Origin of the sequence: Paraburkholderia sp. DHOC27 (genome assembly GCF_003429005.1) — a bacterium.
Lineage (GTDB): Bacteria > Pseudomonadota > Gammaproteobacteria > Burkholderiales > Burkholderiaceae > Paraburkholderia.
In genome coordinates this window covers 66,917-83,634 of the sequence record NZ_QVQV01000012.1, presented here as the reverse complement: position 1 = coordinate 83,634, position 16,718 = coordinate 66,917, and the positions used below count along the sequence as shown (strand labels likewise).

General features: G+C 62.6%; 12 protein-coding genes. 8 read left to right on the top strand and 4 right to left on the bottom strand.

The annotated features are described in order from the left end of the window. Window positions 1–29: 29 nt before the first annotated feature. The 7 genes from D0B32_RS29755 (at window position 30) to narI (ending at window position 10,584) form a co-directional block, all read left to right on the top strand. Complete coding sequence (locus D0B32_RS29755) at window positions 30–800, top strand: response regulator (RefSeq protein WP_117337920.1); 771 nt, start codon at window positions 30–32, stop codon at window positions 798–800. Between the two features lie 150 nt (window positions 801–950). After that, the gene (locus D0B32_RS29750) at window positions 951–2,273 is read left to right on the top strand and encodes a nitrate/nitrite transporter (protein WP_259295213.1); all 1,323 of its coding nucleotides are present in this window, start codon (window positions 951–953) and stop codon (window positions 2,271–2,273) included. Further along, window positions 2,270–3,709 (top strand): NarK family nitrate/nitrite MFS transporter, encoded by a 1,440-nt coding sequence (locus D0B32_RS29745; protein WP_117337918.1) that lies wholly within the window; start codon window positions 2,270–2,272, stop codon window positions 3,707–3,709. The genes D0B32_RS29750 and D0B32_RS29745 overlap by 4 nt, the downstream gene beginning before the upstream one ends. A 37-nt stretch (window positions 3,710–3,746) precedes the next feature. Further along, window positions 3,747–7,553 (top strand): nitrate reductase subunit alpha, encoded by a 3,807-nt coding sequence (locus D0B32_RS29740; RefSeq protein ID WP_117337917.1) that lies wholly within the window; start codon window positions 3,747–3,749, stop codon window positions 7,551–7,553. Further along, window positions 7,550–9,073 (top strand): nitrate reductase subunit beta, encoded by a 1,524-nt coding sequence (gene narH / locus D0B32_RS29735; protein WP_117337916.1) that lies wholly within the window; start codon window positions 7,550–7,552, stop codon window positions 9,071–9,073. The genes D0B32_RS29740 and narH overlap by 4 nt, the downstream gene beginning before the upstream one ends. Before the next feature lie 9 nt (window positions 9,074–9,082). Next, window positions 9,083–9,853, top strand: coding sequence for a nitrate reductase molybdenum cofactor assembly chaperone (narJ, locus tag D0B32_RS29730; RefSeq protein WP_117337915.1), 771 nt, complete (start codon window positions 9,083–9,085; stop codon window positions 9,851–9,853). Further along, window positions 9,850–10,584: a respiratory nitrate reductase subunit gamma gene (narI, locus tag D0B32_RS29725; RefSeq protein WP_117337914.1), complete on the top strand. Its 735-nt coding sequence runs from the start codon at window positions 9,850–9,852 to the stop codon at window positions 10,582–10,584. Before narJ ends, narI begins: the two co-directional genes overlap by 4 nt. On the opposite strand, the gene D0B32_RS29720 is transcribed toward narI, so the two are convergent. The 3 genes from D0B32_RS29720 to D0B32_RS29710 form a co-directional block, all read right to left on the bottom strand. Then, a complete protein-coding gene (locus tag D0B32_RS29720) occupies window positions 10,571–11,098 on the bottom strand; it encodes a hypothetical protein (protein WP_147329590.1) in 528 nt (175 codons plus the stop codon). The genes narI and D0B32_RS29720 overlap by 14 nt on opposite strands. A gap of 217 nt (window positions 11,099–11,315) precedes the next feature. Next, entirely contained in the window at window positions 11,316–12,272 is a 957-nt protein-coding gene (locus D0B32_RS29715) for a LysR family transcriptional regulator (RefSeq protein WP_117337912.1), read from the bottom strand. 259 nt (window positions 12,273–12,531) lie between these two features. Next, window positions 12,532–13,584 (bottom strand): NAD(P)-dependent alcohol dehydrogenase, encoded by a 1,053-nt coding sequence (locus D0B32_RS29710; RefSeq protein WP_117337911.1) that lies wholly within the window; start codon window positions 13,582–13,584, stop codon window positions 12,532–12,534. Window positions 13,585–13,930: 346 nt separating this feature from the next. Between D0B32_RS29710 and D0B32_RS29705 the strand changes: the two genes are divergently transcribed. Then, entirely contained in the window at window positions 13,931–14,908 is a 978-nt protein-coding gene (locus D0B32_RS29705; protein ID WP_117337910.1) for an AraC family transcriptional regulator, read from the top strand. 57 nt (window positions 14,909–14,965) lie between these two features. On the opposite strand, the gene D0B32_RS29700 is transcribed toward D0B32_RS29705, so the two are convergent. After that, the gene (locus D0B32_RS29700; RefSeq protein ID WP_117337909.1) at window positions 14,966–16,459 is read right to left on the bottom strand and encodes a sensor domain-containing diguanylate cyclase; all 1,494 of its coding nucleotides are present in this window, start codon (window positions 16,457–16,459) and stop codon (window positions 14,966–14,968) included. Window positions 16,460–16,718 lie beyond the last annotated feature (259 nt).

Sequence of the window (16,718 nt, the reverse complement as noted above, 5' to 3'; positions counted from 1 at the left end):
GCGCTTACCTAAACAAAGAACCTCACTACATGAAGCCGATCCGCTTGCTCGTCGTCGACGACCACACCTTGTTCCGGCGCGGCCTGATTGCCTTGCTTGCGCAGGACGTCCGCTTTGCCGTCGCAGGCGAGGCGGGCGACGCCGGCGAGGCGCAGCGTCGTGCCGTGGAGTTGCAGCCGGATCTGATTTTGCTGGACAACCACCTGCCCGGCGTGAGCGGCGTGGACGCGCTGCGCGATCTGCATCAGGCGGCGCCGCACGCACGAGTGTTGATGCTGACCGTCAGCGAGGACGAGCGCGATCTGTGCAATGCCCTGCGCTTCGGCGCGCAAGGTTATCTACTGAAGACGGTCGATGCCGACACGCTCGCGGAGTCGATCATGCGGACTATGCGCGACGAGTCTGTCGTCAGTCCTGAGATGACAGGCAAGCTGGTGGCCGCCTTCCGCGCGGCGACGGTGGAGAGTGAAACGGCGATGAGCACGCCTGGCACAAGCCTCATGAACCACGAAAGCCACGCACCGCTCGACGCGCCGACTCTCGTCACCCCACGCGCCGCGCCGCACGACGCCGACAGCACACTCTCCACCCGCGAACTGGAAATCCTCGGTCACATTGCACGCGGCGCCAGCAACAAGGAAATTGCCCGTGCGCTCGCCATTGCCGAGACCACGGTCAAAATTCACGTCCAGCACATCCTGCGCAAGCTGAAACTGGGCTCACGCGTGCAGGCCGCCGTGTACGCCACCGTCAACGGCATGGGCACGGGCATCGGCATGGGCCGTACGTCACCCCCCTGAGTTTTCCGCTATCACGTCGTCCCCATAGTTCAAAAGAACTATGCGGCGCACGTCACTACTCCTTCTGCCGTGACTGGCCTGGCCGTTTGGCGGATGTTCGCCGCACGCGCGATCGGCCAAAGTCTATGTCATGAAAAAAGGAGTATTGGCGTGACACAGACAACGGCAGTCTGGGACGCGGCACGCAGGCGGCAATCCTGGTCTGTGCTCGCCGTCAGCACCGTAGCGTTTACCGTGTGCTTCATGGTCTGGATGATGTTCGGCGTGATCGGCATTCCGATCCGCAAGGAATTGCATCTGAACGAGACCGAGTTCGGCATGCTCGCGGCGTTGCCGGTGCTGACCGGTTCGCTGGTGCGCGTGCCGCTCGGCATCTGGACCGACCGCTACGGCGGCCGCCTCGTCATGGACGTGCTGATGCTCGTCACCGTGCCGGCCATCTGGCTCATGAGTTACGCCACGGCGTACTGGCATTTCCTCGTGCTGGGGCTCTTTGTAGGGCTGGCGGGCGGCGCGTTTTCGGTTGGCACGCCCTATGTGGCGCGCTGGTTCCCGCAGGAGCGTCGCGGCCTCGCCATGGGCATCTTCGGCGCGGGCAATTCGGGCGCCGCTGTCAACAAGTTCGTCGCGCCCGCCATCGTGGTGGCGTTCGGCTGGGGCATGGTGGCCCAGGTCTACGCACTCGCCATGCTAGCCGCAGCGGTGCTGTTCTGGCTCGTCAGCGCCAGCGACCCGTCCCACCTCGTGCCGAACCAGACCCGCTTCGTCGATCAGTTGAAGGCGCTCAAGGATCCGCGCGTGCTCAAGTATTGCCAGTACTACAGCATCGTGTTCGGCGGTTATGTCGCGCTGTCGCTGTGGATGGTGCATTACTACGTCGACGAATACGGTCTCGACATTCGCTCTGCCGCCTTGCTGGCGGCCTGCTTTTCGCTGCCCGGCGGCATCCTGCGCGCGGTGGGGGGAGGCCTCTCCGACCGTTACGGCGCGCATCGCGTCACCTGGTGGGTCATGTGGGTGAGCTGGATATGCCTGTTCGTGCTCAGCTATCCGCAAACGGATTTCACCATCGCCTCAGTCAGTGGTCCGAAATCATTTCATCTGGGCCTGAACGTAGTCTGGTTCACGGTGCTGATGTTCGTACTCGGCATTGCCTTTGCGTTTGGCAAGGCTAGCGTCTTCAAATACATCGGCGATGAATTCCCGCAGAACATCGGCGCGATCTCGGGAATCGTCGGGCTCGCCGGCGGTCTCGGCGGGTTCGTATTGCCGATCCTGTTCGGTCTGCTGGTCGATCTCACCGGGGTTCGCTCGAGTGCATTCATGCTGCTCTACGGCGTGGTGTGGGTCTCGCTCGTCTGGATGTATCTCACCGAAGTCCGCCGCACCGACGTGATGGGTCGCAACCCAGCCGCGTCGCAGGTCCGCACTGGACCGGCCACAGACGCTCATCAAGCAGGAGCACGATCATGAATAGCTCGACAACGGGCGCGCGGGCTGGCCGCACGCTCAAAATCTGGATGCCTGAAGACAAGGCATTCTGGCAACAGCAGGGCGAATCCATCGCCCGGCTCAATCTGTGGATCTCGGTGCCCGCGCTGTTTCTGGCCTTCGCCATCTGGCAGGTCTGGAGCGTGGTGGCGGTGAGTCTGCCTTCGCTCGGCTTCCACTATTCGACCAATCAACTGTTCTGGCTCGCGGCGGCGCCGTCGCTGTCCGGCGCCACCTTGCGGATTTTCTATTCGTTCATGGTGCCGATTTTCGGCGGCCGGCGCTGGACGGCAATCTCCACGGCGTCGCTGCTGATTCCCGCCGTCGGCATTGGTCTCGCGGTGCAGGACCCCACCACCAGCTATCCCACCATGTTGCTGCTGGCCTTGCTGTGCGGTCTCGGCGGCGGCAATTTCAGCTCCAGCATGGCCAACATCAGCTTCTTCTTTCCGAAGGCGCGCAAGGGCTCGGCGCTCGGCGTGAACGGCGGCTTTGGCAACCTCGGGGTGTCGGCGGTGCAGTTCCTGTCGCCGCTGGTGGTGACGGCCGGCATTTTCGGGGTGCTCGGCGGCGAACCCCAGACCATGCTCAAGGCTGGCCATAGCTCGCTCGTCTGGATGCAGAACGCCGCCTTTATCTGGGTGCCGTGGATCGCCATCTCCGCGCTGGCGGCCTGGTTCGGCATGAACGATCTGGCCGACGCCAGGGCATCGTTCGCAACCCAGGCGGCGATTTTCCGCAGCCGCCACAACTGGCTCATGTGCACGCTCTATCTCGGCACGTTCGGCTCGTTCATCGGTTATGCCGCGGGCTTCCCGCTGCTGGTCAAGGCGCTCTTTCCCGACGTCAATCCGTTGACCTATGCATGGGTCGGTCCGCTGCTTGGCGCGGCCATCCGTCCGGTGGGCGGCTGGCTCGCGGATCGTCTGGGCGGCGCACGCGTCACGCTATGGAACTTCGTCGTGATGGCGCTCGCGGTGGCGGGCGTGGTGTATTTCCTGCCGAAGACGGGTGGCTCGGCATTTGCGTTGCCCTGGGGTTCGGAGCAGGGCAGCTTCGCTGGCTTCTTCGTCATGTTTCTGCTGCTCTTTCTCACCACCGGGATCGGTAACGGGTCGACCTTTCGCATGATCCCCGTGATCTTTCTCAATCTGCGTTTGCGCGGCGTACGTACCAACGATGCGGAAGCCCTCGCGCACGCGAACCGTGAAGGCAATACCGAGGGCGCGGCTGCCATCGGTTTTGCGGGTGCAATCGGCGCATACGGTGGCTTCTTCATTCCGAAGAGCTACGGTAGTTCGATTGTCGCCACCGGCGGCCCCGAACTCGCGCTGTACGGTTTCTTCGCTTTCTACCTGCTGTGCATTGGACTGACATGGTGGTTCTACGCGCGGCGCCACGCCGAGATGCCGTGCTGAGCGCGGCATGCCAACCAAACGCTAACGGACCCACACCATGAGCCACTTTCTCGACAAACTCAAATACTTTTCGCAGCCCAGGGCGCGTTTCGCAAACGGCCACGGCGTGACCACGGGCGAGGACCGCACGTGGGAAGACGCTTATCGGAACCGCTGGCAGCACGACAAGATCGTGCGCTCGACACACGGCGTGAACTGCACCGGCTCGTGTTCGTGGAAGATTCACGTGAAGGGCGGCATCGTTGCATGGGAGACTCAGCAGACCGACTACCCGCGCACCCGCGCCGATCTGCCCAATCACGAACCGCGTGGCTGTGCGCGCGGCGCGAGCTATAGCTGGTACCTGTATAGCGCGAACCGCGTGAAATACCCGCTGGTGCGCGCCCGGCTGCTCAAGCATTGGCGTGCGGCGCGAGCGGTGGCGCTGAGCGCCGTCGACGCATGGGCGACTCTCGTCGAAAACGACGCGCAACGCCGCGACTATCAGAGCCAGCGCGGCCTCGGCGGGTTCGTACGGGCTGAGTGGGACGAGATCAACGAGATCATTGCCGCCGCCAATGTCTACACCATCAAGCAGCACGGACCGGATCGCATCATCGGCTTCTCGCCGATTCCGGCCATGTCGATGGTGAGCTACGCGGCGGGCAGCCGCTACCTGAGCCTGATCGGCGGCGTGTGCATGAGCTTTTACGACTGGTACTGCGACCTGCCGCCGTCCAGTCCGCAAGTGTGGGGCGAGCAGACCGACGTGCCGGAATCAGCCGACTGGTACAACTCGAGCTACCTGATTGCGTGGGGTTCGAACGTGCCGCAGACCCGCACGCCCGACGCGCATTTTTTCACCGAAGTGCGCTATCGCGGTGCCAAGACCGTTGCGGTCACACCGGACTACGCTGAAGTCAGCAAACTGGCCGACCTGTGGCTGCATCCACGGCAAGGCACCGACGCGGCGCTCGCGATGGCGATGGGCCACGTGATCCTGCGCGAGTTCTATTTCGAGCGGCGCAGCGCCTATTTCGACGACTATGCACGGCGCTACACCGATCTGCCGTTGCTCGTCCTGCTCAAGGAACAGACGCTGCCCGACGGTCGCACCGTGATGGTGCCCGACCGTTACGTGCGCGCGAGCGACTTCAACGGTCAGCTCGGCCAGGACAATCACCCCGAGTGGAAAACCGTGGCCTTCGACCAGACGGGCAAGGTGGTGTTGCCACATGGTTCGATCGGCTTTCGCTGGGGTCCGGAAGGCCGCGCGGACGCGGGCCGCTGGAATCTCGAAGCAAAGGAGGGCCGGCACGGCGACGAGGTTACGCTCAGGCTCTCCGTGCTCGAAGACGGCGCGCAGCCGCATGACATCGTGACGGTTGGCTTTCCTTACTTTGGCGGCATCGACACGCCGCATTTCACTGCCAGCAAGCAAGCTGACGTGCTGGCGCGCTCGGTGCCGGCCGTGCGCATCCCGCTCGGCAAGCACGGTGAAGCGCGCGAAGCGCTGGTCGCCACCGTGTTCGATCTGCTGGCCGCGAATTATGGGGTAGACCGCGGGGTAGAGAGCGGCTGCGGCGGCGCGGCGAGTTACGACGACGATGTGCCGTACACGCCCGCCTGGCAGGAGAAGATCACCGGCGTGCCGCGCGCCCAGGTCATCACCGTGGCGCGCGAGTTCGCGGACAACGCGGAGCGCACGCACGGCAAGTCGATGATCATAATCGGCGCGGCGATGAATCACTGGTATCACGCCGACATGAATTACCGCGGAGTGATCAACCTGCTGATGCTGTGCGGTTGCGTGGGCCAGAGCGGCGGCGGCTGGGCCCATTACGTCGGCCAGGAAAAGCTGCGCCCGCAAACCGGCTGGACGGCGCTTGCTTTCGCACTGGACTGGCTGCGTCCGCCGCGCCAGATGAACTCCACCAGCTTCTTCTATGCCCATACGGATCAGTGGCGCTACGAGAAACTCGGCGTCGAGGAAATTCTCTCGCCGCTCGCGGACCAGACGCGCCATGCCGGTTCGCTGATCGACTACAACGTGCGCGCCGAACGCATGGGCTGGCTGCCGTCCGCGCCGCAGTTGCAGAGCAATCCGCTGCAGGTGGCGCGTGCTGCACGCGCAGCCGGCGTCGAGCCCAAAGAGCATGTGGCGCGCAGCCTGACGGACGGCTCGCTGCGCATGAGTTGCGAAGACCCGGATCATCCGGACAACTGGCCGCGTAACATGTTCGTCTGGCGGTCCAATCTGCTCGGCTCGTCCGGCAAGGGGCACGAGTACTTCCTGAAGCATTTGCTGGGTACGAAGCACGGCGTGCAAGGCCGTGACCTTGGCGCGGACGATGCAAAGCCGCAGGAAGTGCAATGGCATGACAAGGCGCCCGAAGGCAAGCTCGACCTGCTGGTCACGCTGGATTTCCGCATGAGCACGACCTGTCTTTATTCGGACATCGTGCTGCCCACGGCGACCTGGTACGAAAAGAACGACCTGAATACGAGCGACATGCATCCGTTCATCCACCCGCTGTCGAGCGCAGTGGATCCGGCGTGGCAGGCGCGCAGCGACTGGGAGATCTACAAAGGCTTCGCGAAGACATTCAGTGAAGTGTGCGTCGGGCATCTCGGCGTGGAGCAGGACGTCGTGCTGAGCCCGATGATGCACGACACGCCGGGTGAACTGGCGCAGCCCTTCGAGGTGCGCGACTGGAAGCGCGGCGAATGCGCGCTCGTGCCGGGCAAGACCGCGCCGCAGGTGAGCGTGATCGAACGCGACTACCCGAACGTGTACAAGCGTTTCACGGCGCTCGGTCCGTTGATGGACAAGGTGGGCAATGGCGGCAAGGGCATCACGTGGCCAACCGGCACCGAAGTCGCGCAACTGGCCGAACTGAATGGCACGGTGCGCGAGGCGGGGACGACTGAGGGGCTGGCGAAGATCGACAGCGACATCGACGCATGCGAAGTCGTGCTGATGCTCGCGCCGGAAACCAACGGCCACGTGGCGGTCAAGGCATGGGAAGCGCTCTCGAAGATCACCGGCCGCGATCACACTCATCTGGCCATGCATCGCGAGGACGAGAAGATCCGTTATCGCGATGTGCAGGCGCAGCCGCGCAAGATCATTTCGTCACCCACGTGGAGCGGTCTGGAAAGCGAAAAGGTTTCGTACAACGCGGGCTATACCAACGTCCACGAACTGATTCCGTGGCGCACCCTGACCGGGCGCCAGCAGTTCTATCAGGACCATCCGTGGATGCGCGATTTCGGCGAAGGATTCGTGAGCTACCGGCCGCCGGTCGATTTGAAGGCTGCTTCGCCGATGCAGGATCGCCGGCCCAATGGCCACACGGAAATCGCGCTGAACTTCATCACGCCGCACCAGAAGTGGGGCATCCACAGCACGTACAGCGACAACCTGCTGATGCTGACGCTCAACCGTGGCGGCCCCGTGATCTGGCTCAGCGAGGACGACGCGCGGAAGGCGGGCATCGTGGACAACGACTGGGTCGAACTGTTCAACACCAACGGCGCCATTGCCGCGCGCGCGGTGGTGAGCCAGCGCGTCAACCCCGGCATGGTGATGATGTATCACGCGCAGGAAAAGATCATCAACGTGCCGGGCTCGGAAATCACTGGTACGCGCGGCGGCATCCATAACTCGGTGACCCGCATCGTACTCAAGCCCACTCACATGATTGGCGGCTATGCGCAACTGAGCTATGGCTTCAACTACTACGGAACCATCGGCACCAACCGCGACGAATTTGTCATCGTGCGAAAGATGGCGAAGGTGGACTGGCTGGATGACGAGCACGCCGTCGCGAGCAACGCGGCAAACAAGGGAGTTCGGGCATGAAAATTCGCGCACAGATCGGCATGGTGCTCAATCTCGACAAGTGCATCGGCTGTCACACCTGCTCGGTGACCTGCAAGAACGTCTGGACCAACCGCCAGGGCGTGGAATACGCGTGGTTCAACAATGTCGAGACGAAGCCGGGCATTGGTTATCCGAAGCAATGGGAGAACCAGGACAAATGGAACGGCGGCTGGCAACGGCGCGCGGACGGCGCGATCGAGCCGCGTCAGGGCAGCCGGTTGAAAGTGCTGGCGCGCATTTTCGCCAATCCGAATCTGCCTCAGATCGACGACTACTACGAGCCGTACACCTTCGACTACGACCATCTGCAGTCCGCGCCCGAGAGCAAAGCCGCGCCGGTGGCGCGTCCGCGCAGCCTGATCACCGGCAAGCGCATGGAGAAAATCGAATGGGGTCCCAACTGGGAAGAGATTCTTGGCGGCGAGTTCGAGAAGCGCAGCAAGGACAGCAATTTCGACGACGTGCAGAAAGACATCTACGGGCAGTTCGAAAACACCTTCATGATGTATCTGCCACGGTTGTGTGAGCACTGCCTGAATCCGGCGTGTGTGGCGAGCTGTCCGTCTGGCTCGATTTACAAGCGCGAGGAAGACGGCATCGTGCTGATCGATCAGGACAAATGCCGTGGCTGGCGCATGTGCGTCTCGGGGTGTCCGTACAAGAAGATCTACTATAACTGGCAGTCGGGCAAGGCGGAGAAATGCATCTTCTGCTACCCGCGCATCGAGAGCGGGCAGCCCACGGTGTGCTCGGAAACCTGCGTGGGACGTATCCGCTATCTCGGCGTGCTGCTCTACGACGCGGACCGGATCGAAGAGGCGGCCTCGGTGGAGCGCGAAACCGATCTGTACCAGGCGCAGCTCGACGTATTCCTCGATCCTCACGACCCGGCGATCATCGCCCAGGCTCGCGCGGACGGAATTCCCGAAGCGTGGCTCGATGCCGCGAAGACAAGCCCGGTGTACCGGATGGCGATGGAGTGGAAAGTGGCGCTGCCGTTGCACCCCGAATACCGCACCTTGCCGATGGTCTGGTATGTGCCGCCGCTCTCGCCCATCACGACGGCAGCCAGCACGGGCGGCATGAGCATGCATGGCGCGATCCCCGACGTGACGCAGTTGCGTATTCCGCTGCGCTATCTGGCCAATCTGTTGACAGCGGGCGACGAAGCGCCCGTCGTGCGCGCGCTCGAACGCATGCTGGCCATGCGCGCCTATCAGCGCGAAAAGCACGTGGACGGCCGCGAGAACCTGGCCGTGCTGGCGCAGGTCGGCATGAGCCGCGCGGAAGTGGAGGACATGTACCGCGTGATGGCGCTCGCCAGCTACGAGGACCGCTTCGTGGTGCCGAGCACGCACCGCGAGTATGCGGAAAATCTGTACGAACTGAAGGGCGGCTGTGGATTCTCGTTCGGCAACGGCTGCTCGGATGGCACGAGCGAGGCGAGCCTGTTCGGCGGCAAGAAGAAACGCACCATTCCGATCAAATCCGCTGCCTGAGAGTAAAGCATGACGAACCAATCGCACTATGTGACGGCGCGCGTGATCGCCGCGCTGCTGGGCTACCCGGACGCGGCGTTGCGCACGCACTTGCCGCAGCTCAAGGAGGCCTTGCAAACGCATGCCCTCGCTGATACTGAAAGCGTGCTGAGCGACGCGTCGCGCCTGGCGCTGGCGGCATTGATGGACGATCTGTGCGCAACCGATCCGCTCGAAGCCGAAGCCCGCTATGTGGATACCTTCGACCGGGGACGGCGGACTTCGCTGCACCTGTTCGAACATGTGCACGGCGATTCGCGCGAGCGTGGCCCGGCCCTGATCGATCTGCAGGAAACCTATGCGCAGCAGGGGTTGCTGCTTGCCCCCGGCGAACTGCCTGACTATCTGCCGGTCGTGCTGGAGTTTGCCGCCATGCAAACGGAAGACGTTGCCAGGGCGTTCCTGGGCGAGATCGCACATCTGATGCAGGCCATTCACACCGCGCTGGTTCGCGAGCGCAGTCCTTATGCGGCGGCGCTGGCGGCGGCGCTGGATCTTGCCGGGGTGCCAGTGCTCGCCGACGAGCGGTGCGTCGGCGCGGCGGAAGCCGAACGCCAACAGCAACACGAACGCGAACACGGGCCCGTGCCCGAACTCGATGAACAATGGGCGGAGCCAGCGGCATTTGCCGGATGTTCCGCTACCGGCCAGGGGAGCGCGCCGCGCGTTCAGCCAATCCAGTTCGTCCCGCGCGAGGCTGCGCCGGACCGCACGAGACCGATTCAAGGAACCCCGGCATGACCTACCTCGACAGTTTTTTGTTTGGCATCTACCCCTACGTCTGTCTCGCGGTGTTTTTGATCGGCAGCCTGTTGCGCTACGACCGTGATCAGTACACGTGGAAGAGCGACTCGTCGCAACTGTTGCGCATGGGCACACTGCGCTGTGGCAGCAATCTGTTTCACATCGGCGTGCTGTTTCTGCTGTTCGGGCATTTCTTCGGCATGCTCACGCCGCATGCGCTGTACGAGTCGTTGATCAGCGCCGGCGCGAAACAGGTGGTGGCGATGGTGTCTGGCGGAATCGCCGGCCTGCTGACCTTCGTGGGCTTGACGCTGCTGTTGTGGCGTCGTCTTGGCGACGTCCGGATACGCACGCATTCGAAGCCGAGCGATATCGTTCTGCTCGTACTGCTCTGGTTGCAGGTGGTATTGGGTCTGGGCACGATCCCGCTTTCCGCGCAGCATCTGGACGGCAGCATGATGCTCGCGCTGGCCGGCTGGGCCCAGCATATCGTGACGTTTCAGGCGGGGGCGGCTGCGCTCGTCGCCGAGGCGAGCTGGGTCTTCAAGACCCATATGGTGCTCGGGATGACGTTGTTCCTGATCTTCCCGTTCACGCGGCTCGTGCATATCTGGAGCGGCTTCGCGTCGCTTGCGTATGCGCTGCGCCCCTGGCAGGTGGTGCGGGATCGGCGGTTAAATGTGCTTCTGAACATGTCAAAAGAACGCAAGGCTTCTACAGAAACTTGACGAAAAAGCGGGTGATCGGTCCGTATGGGTCTCGGTCCACACCAAGTACATCCATCTGCTTGCTCAAATAGCGCATGGTGTCCGGGTAACTCAATACAGGCTCCCCGTCGCAGCTAACGGCATAAATCCAGTAATACGACGGAGCGTCCTTGAACAATTCGAAATCGAGTCTGGTGCAATCGGTGAGTCTCCAGAGAGAATGGCCTTGAAAGTTACCAAGGCCAACTCTGCGTTGTTTGCGTGGGATAGCGGTGGGAAGTTCAACGAAGCGGGCCGACGCACGATGGCCGTCCGGGAATTCGATTGTCTGAATCTCGTGATCGGGCGGCGCCCCTGTCAATGGACTGATGGAAACAAAAGTCGCAGACGTGTGGATCAATTCGGATTCCTTCACCGAAGTGAAGATCCTGTAGTCGGTGGCTATCTGCAAATGCGACTTGTCTCGTGCAAGAACGACCATGATGACAAAACCAAGCGCCACGATTAGCCTGGTTTTCCAGGTGGGCTTCGGCATGCTCGCCGGGTCAGGATCCACGTACATATAAGAGGCGCTCGGTTACGTCGTGGTGTGGAAAATAATCCGCGCGAGAATCTCCGGTCAATGCGCGTGACTAAATTTGACGAAACCGTTCAGTGCAATCTGTTCTGATCGTGCATGCGTCGAGGCGATGGGTTTCGCAAGGGGAAGCGCCGCGTTTTCGACACGGCGTCCCTTTCCTCGATCACCCCCATCAAGCCGGATGCAACCCCCGCATCAACTGCCGCACCCGCGACAGATCCTGATCGACGCTCTCCGCCTGTTCGAACAGCACCGCCAGCCAGTCGACGAAGGCCCGTACGCGCGGCGACACGCGGCGGTTCTTCACATACGCCACCGATACCGTCATCGGCGTGGGCTTCCACTGCGGCAGCACCTCGCGCAGCAGCCCTGCGTCGAGGTAAGGCTGCGCGGCAATCCGCGCAGGCTGGATGAGGCCCAGCCCTTGCAGACCGCAGGTCAGATAGGCCTGCTCGTCGCTCACCTTCACGAAGCCATCCACCTTCACGTTGAGCGCGCTGCCGCCCACTTCGAAATCGAAGTCGACCGCGCGCCCGTTATGCGGCGACAGACAATTCACCGCCACGTGCCTTGCCAGATCATCCAGATCGTTCGGCATGCCGTAGCGTTCGAGATAGTCAGGGCTTGCGCAGGTCACGTGTTCGAGGCTGCCCAGACGCCGCGCCACCAGCCCCGAATCAGGCAACTCGCCTAACTGGATGCTGCAGTCCACCGCCTCGCCCACCAGATCCACCGGGCGATTGCTGACGCCGATCGCCAGATCGATGTTGGGAAAGCGCGCGTGGAAATCGTCGAGCGCAGGCAGCACCAGCGCGGTCGCCACCGCCGCCGGCATCTCCACGCGCAGGCGGCCGCTCAGATGATCGGCGGCATGGCGCAGGCTCGCTTCCATCTCGTCGATATCGGCAAGGATCTGCGTACAACGATCGTAATACTCCGCGCCTTCCGGCGTCAGGCTCAGACGCCGCGTCGTGCGCACCAGCAGCGCGGTGCCAAGCAGGGCTTCGAGATTCTGCACCAGCGTGGTCGCGGTCGCGCGCGGCATGTCCAACGATTGCGCGGCACGCGTGAAACTATGGGTATCGACGATACGGATAAACGTGCGCATCGCCTGAATACGGTCAATCACGGGCAATCTCCTGTGCAAACAACCAAGCGGGACAATCCGAATCAAGGACGTACAGCCAACGCGCCCCGTCCCGTGGAGGAGGCGTGTCGGCAGACGATGCGTGGCGGGAGCAGGGCAGGCCGCCGCAGAAGACGCGGCCTGTGCATCACGGCGGGCTGGCTGGATCAGGGAACCAACTAAACGCCAGCCGGCGTGACGACCTGTGGAACTACCGGAATGAAACCAGGCTAAAAACTGAGCCCTGAAAAACGGCCGGCAGTTACTGCCTGAGCGAGTCGAGGTCGATGACGAAGCGATACTTCACATCGCTCTTCAACATGCGCTCATATGCATCGTTAATCTGCTGCATCGGAATCAGTTCGATGTCCGATGTAATTCCATGCTCACCGCAGAAATCCAGCATTTCCTGCGTTTCGGCGATGCCGCCAATCAGCGAACCGGCCAGACGGCGGCGCTTCATGATCAGGTTGAACACTTGCGGCGACGGGTGATCGTGTTCAGGCGCGCCGACCAGCACCATCGTGGCGTCGCGGCGCAACAGGTTGAGGAACGGGTTCAGGTCGTGCTGCGCGGCCACGGTGTTGACGATGAGGTCGAAGCTGTTCAGATGCGCATTCATTTCCTCTTGGTTCTTCGAAATCACCACTTCATGCGCGCCGAGGCGTTTGGCATCTTCGACTTTCGACGGCGAGGTCGTGAACAGCACGACATGCGCGCCCATCGCCCGTGCGAGCTTCACGCCCATATGGCCGAGGCCGCCCAGGCCGACGATGCCCACTTTCTTGCCGGGACCCGCGCCCCAGGTGCGCAGCGGCGAATACAACGTGATGCCCGCGCACAGCAGCGGTGCCACGCCGGCGGCGTCGAGGTTGTCCGGCACGCTCAGCACGAAGGCTTCGTCCACCACCAGTTGCGTCGAATAACCACCAAGCGTGTTCTCGCCCGACACGCGATCCTGGCCGTTGTACGTGCCGACAAAACCGTTCTCGCAGAACTGCTCGAGACCTTCCGAGCAACTCGGGCAGGTGCGGCACGAGTCGACGAGGCAGCCGACGCCGACCAGGTCGCCAGCTTTGTACTTCGTGACGTCCGGACCAACGGACGTGACACGACCGACGATTTCGTGACCGGGCACGGCCGGGTACACCGTGTTCTTCCATTCGTTGCGCGCGGTGTGCAGGTCGGAGTGGCACACGCCGCAGAACAGCACTTCCATTTGCACGTCATGGGCGCGCAGTTCGCGGCGCTGGAATTCGAATGGGGCGAGCTTCGACTTGGCGTCGGTCGCGGCATAAGCGTAAGTCGTGGACATGAGTGCTCCTGAAAAGGATGGATTGCACAAGGCGCCGACGGTGGCGACGGGTTGTCGCCGAGACGGCTGCACCTTGCAGGAAACCGGGATCAACGGGGAACTGCGTCTTCGTTGCGTCTTGACTGCGTCTTTGCTGCGAGCGGCGCACGGCATACTGCGCAGCGTGGACAACTAACTGGACGTGACAAAAGGCGTTCCGGCAGGGTTCCCATCTTAGGCAGCCGGACCCACCTCGGGAATACCTGAATATCTCGAAGGTTTGCCTATTTCTCCTGGTGGTGAGCGCTATAGGCGGTTTGGTGATAAATTTCAAGCCTTATCCTCTGCCGCAATAGTGACCCGAGTCATGGAAGCTACACAAACGAGCTGTTCTGCAATCAGTCCGGAGCAGCAGCGCATGGTCGCGCTGTTCGACACGCTCGCGCCGCAGGAAGGCTTCACGCAGTCGTGTCTGGACGGCGTCAAGTTCATGCGTTCGAACCGCCCCATGCCGCGTATGCCGGTGATGTACGAGCCGAGCATCGTGGTGGTGTGTCAGGGCCGCAAGCGCGGCTATCTGGGTGACAAGACGTTTTTCTACGACGCCCAGCAGTACCTGGTACTGTCGGTGCCGCTGCCGTTCGAATGTGAAACGGAGGCCAGTGTCGAGGAGCCGTTCCTCGGCATCTCGGTACGGGTGGACCTGACCGTGGTGGCGGAATTGCTGATGGCGCTGAACGAAACGCACGGGACCACCTTCACCGAACCACGCGGCATCTATTCGACGCCGCTCGATCCGGTCATGTGCAACGCCGTGCAGCGTTTGCTGGAAGCGCTGGCGTCACCGCTCGACGCGCGCATTCTGGCGCCGTCCATCATGCGCGAGATCTGTTACCGCGTGCTGACAGGCGAGCAGGGCGACGCGATCCGCGCGGCGCTTACGCATCAGCATCACTTTGGCCGCATCGCCAAGGCGCTGCGGCGGATTCACTCGGATTACCGCGGCGAACTGGATGTCGACACGCTCGCGCGCGAAGCCGGCATGAGCCTCGCCGTGTTTCACGCGCAGTTCAAGGGCGTGACCGCCACTTCGCCGATGCAGTACGTCAAGACCACGCGGCTACATCACGCGCGCCTGTTGATGGTGCAGGACGGCCTGAATGCGGGAGCGGCCGCGGCGCGGGTCGGTTATGAGAGCGCCTCGCAGTTCAGCCGCGAGTTCAAGCGGCTGTTCGGACTGAGCCCCGTGGACGAAGTGAAGCGCATGCGTGCGGTATTCGATTCGCCGCCGCCGGCGCGCGCCGTGATCCAGGCGCCGGCGCAGCGCTATGTCACGGCGGTTTGAGTGAGTTCTGGTTGGGAGAGGGGTGCGCGCAAAAACCGCGCGTGAAGCCAGACGTCTTCAGTTCCCACCCTGCACCGGCGGATCCTGATTCGCATAGTGCGCGCGCTTTTCGTCGTACATCAGCAGATCGGCCCGTTGCACCGCGGCTTCGAGCCGCTCGCCTTGCTGGCAGGTTGCAGCCGCCATTGAGAAGCTCAGCACGGAACCTGGATAGAACTGGTTGTTGAGATCGAGCAGCTGACGGATCGTCTCGATCATCGCCGCGCCGCCGCGCTCATCCGTGCTCGGCATCAGAATCGCAAATTCGTCACCGCCAATCCGCGCCGCGTGAAACGGCGTCTCCATTGCCTTGGCGAGTACTTCGCCGGCGCGGCGCAACAATGCGTCGCCGGCCGCATGACCCAACTGGTCGTTGATGCGTTTTAAACCATTGAGGTCGGCCATGATCACCGTGACCGGGAATGGCCCCTTGCGTTCGAGCCGGTTGAGTTCATCCACGTAGAACGAACGGTTGCGCAGCTTGGTCAGCACGTCGTGCTTGCCGAGAAACTCCAGGTAGGCTTCGGCTTTCTTGCGCGCGGTGATGTCGGTGAGCGCCACCAGCACCAGGTCCCAGTTGCGCTCGTTGCCCGGCAGCACGGAGAACTGCAGATGCACGTGCAGCTCGTTGCCGTCCAGCGAGTAGTTGAGCACTTCGCGTTGCTGGAACAGCTTGCCGTCCCACAGGTCGATCAACTGCTCGCGGAAATGCGGCCGCATGTCGTCGCGGAACACGTCGGCGAGGCGCGACAGCAGGGTCTTTTTATCCGGCGCGGCAAACATCTCCAGCGTGTGCTGGTTCACGTCGAGCACGTGAATCTCCTGCATGCAGCGTTCGACGAATTCCGGGTGCACGTCCGTGAAGACCCGAAAATCCGCGATGCCGGCTGCGCGCGCGTCATCGAGCAGGCGTTTGACGGCGCTGAAATCTTCCACCCACAACGACACCGGCGAATGTTCGAACAGCCCGCGCGTGTACTGCTCGGCGGCCGTGATGCGATGGCGCGCGCCTTCGAGTTCGGTGATGTCTTCCGTTGAGATCAGCACGCGATCCCACTGCGCTTCATGACCGGGCAGCAGCGTGCCCTTGAGTAGCACGTCGAGGCGGCGTCCGCCCAGCGTGTAGTTGACCGTCTGGCTCATGAAGCTGGTCTGGCCGGCCCAGAGCTGGCACAGCTCCTCCAGATGGGTTTTCAGCATGTCGTCGCGGAACACGGCGCCGAGATTGGCGGTGAGGGCGGCGAAATCCGCCGCTTCGAACTGCGCGAGAGTCTTCTGATTGACCTTGATGACGCGAATGCTTTGCGCGCACTGCGCGACGAGGTCGGGATGGTCCTTGAAGTGAGCACGCAGATCGGTCACGCCGGCAGCGCGCCACGCGTCGAAGAGCGCGCGCACGCCGCTGAAGTCTTCCAGCCACAGCGAAACGGGAGCCAGCTCGAACATCTCCGAATCGTCGCGGGCAGACGACGGATCGCGTGGCGAGTCTTGGGCACTGCGGATATCCAGCATGACGATTCCGAAATCAATGGAGACGCTATTCTAAGACGGCTTTGGGCGCGCACAGCAGACGGGTCAATAACTATTGCGGCGACGCGGCCCGGCGTGTTCCGATATGCCCCGGTCCTCCATGCTGGCAGAGCCGCCCTTCAGGATGCTAACGGCAGGGCGACTGGCGAACTTGAGCCGGGGTGGCGCCTTGTCACTGTCCGTCACCGTCAGCACGACGGGCGGGCCCTTGTTACACTTTCCGCTGTGTTCCTGTCCCGCC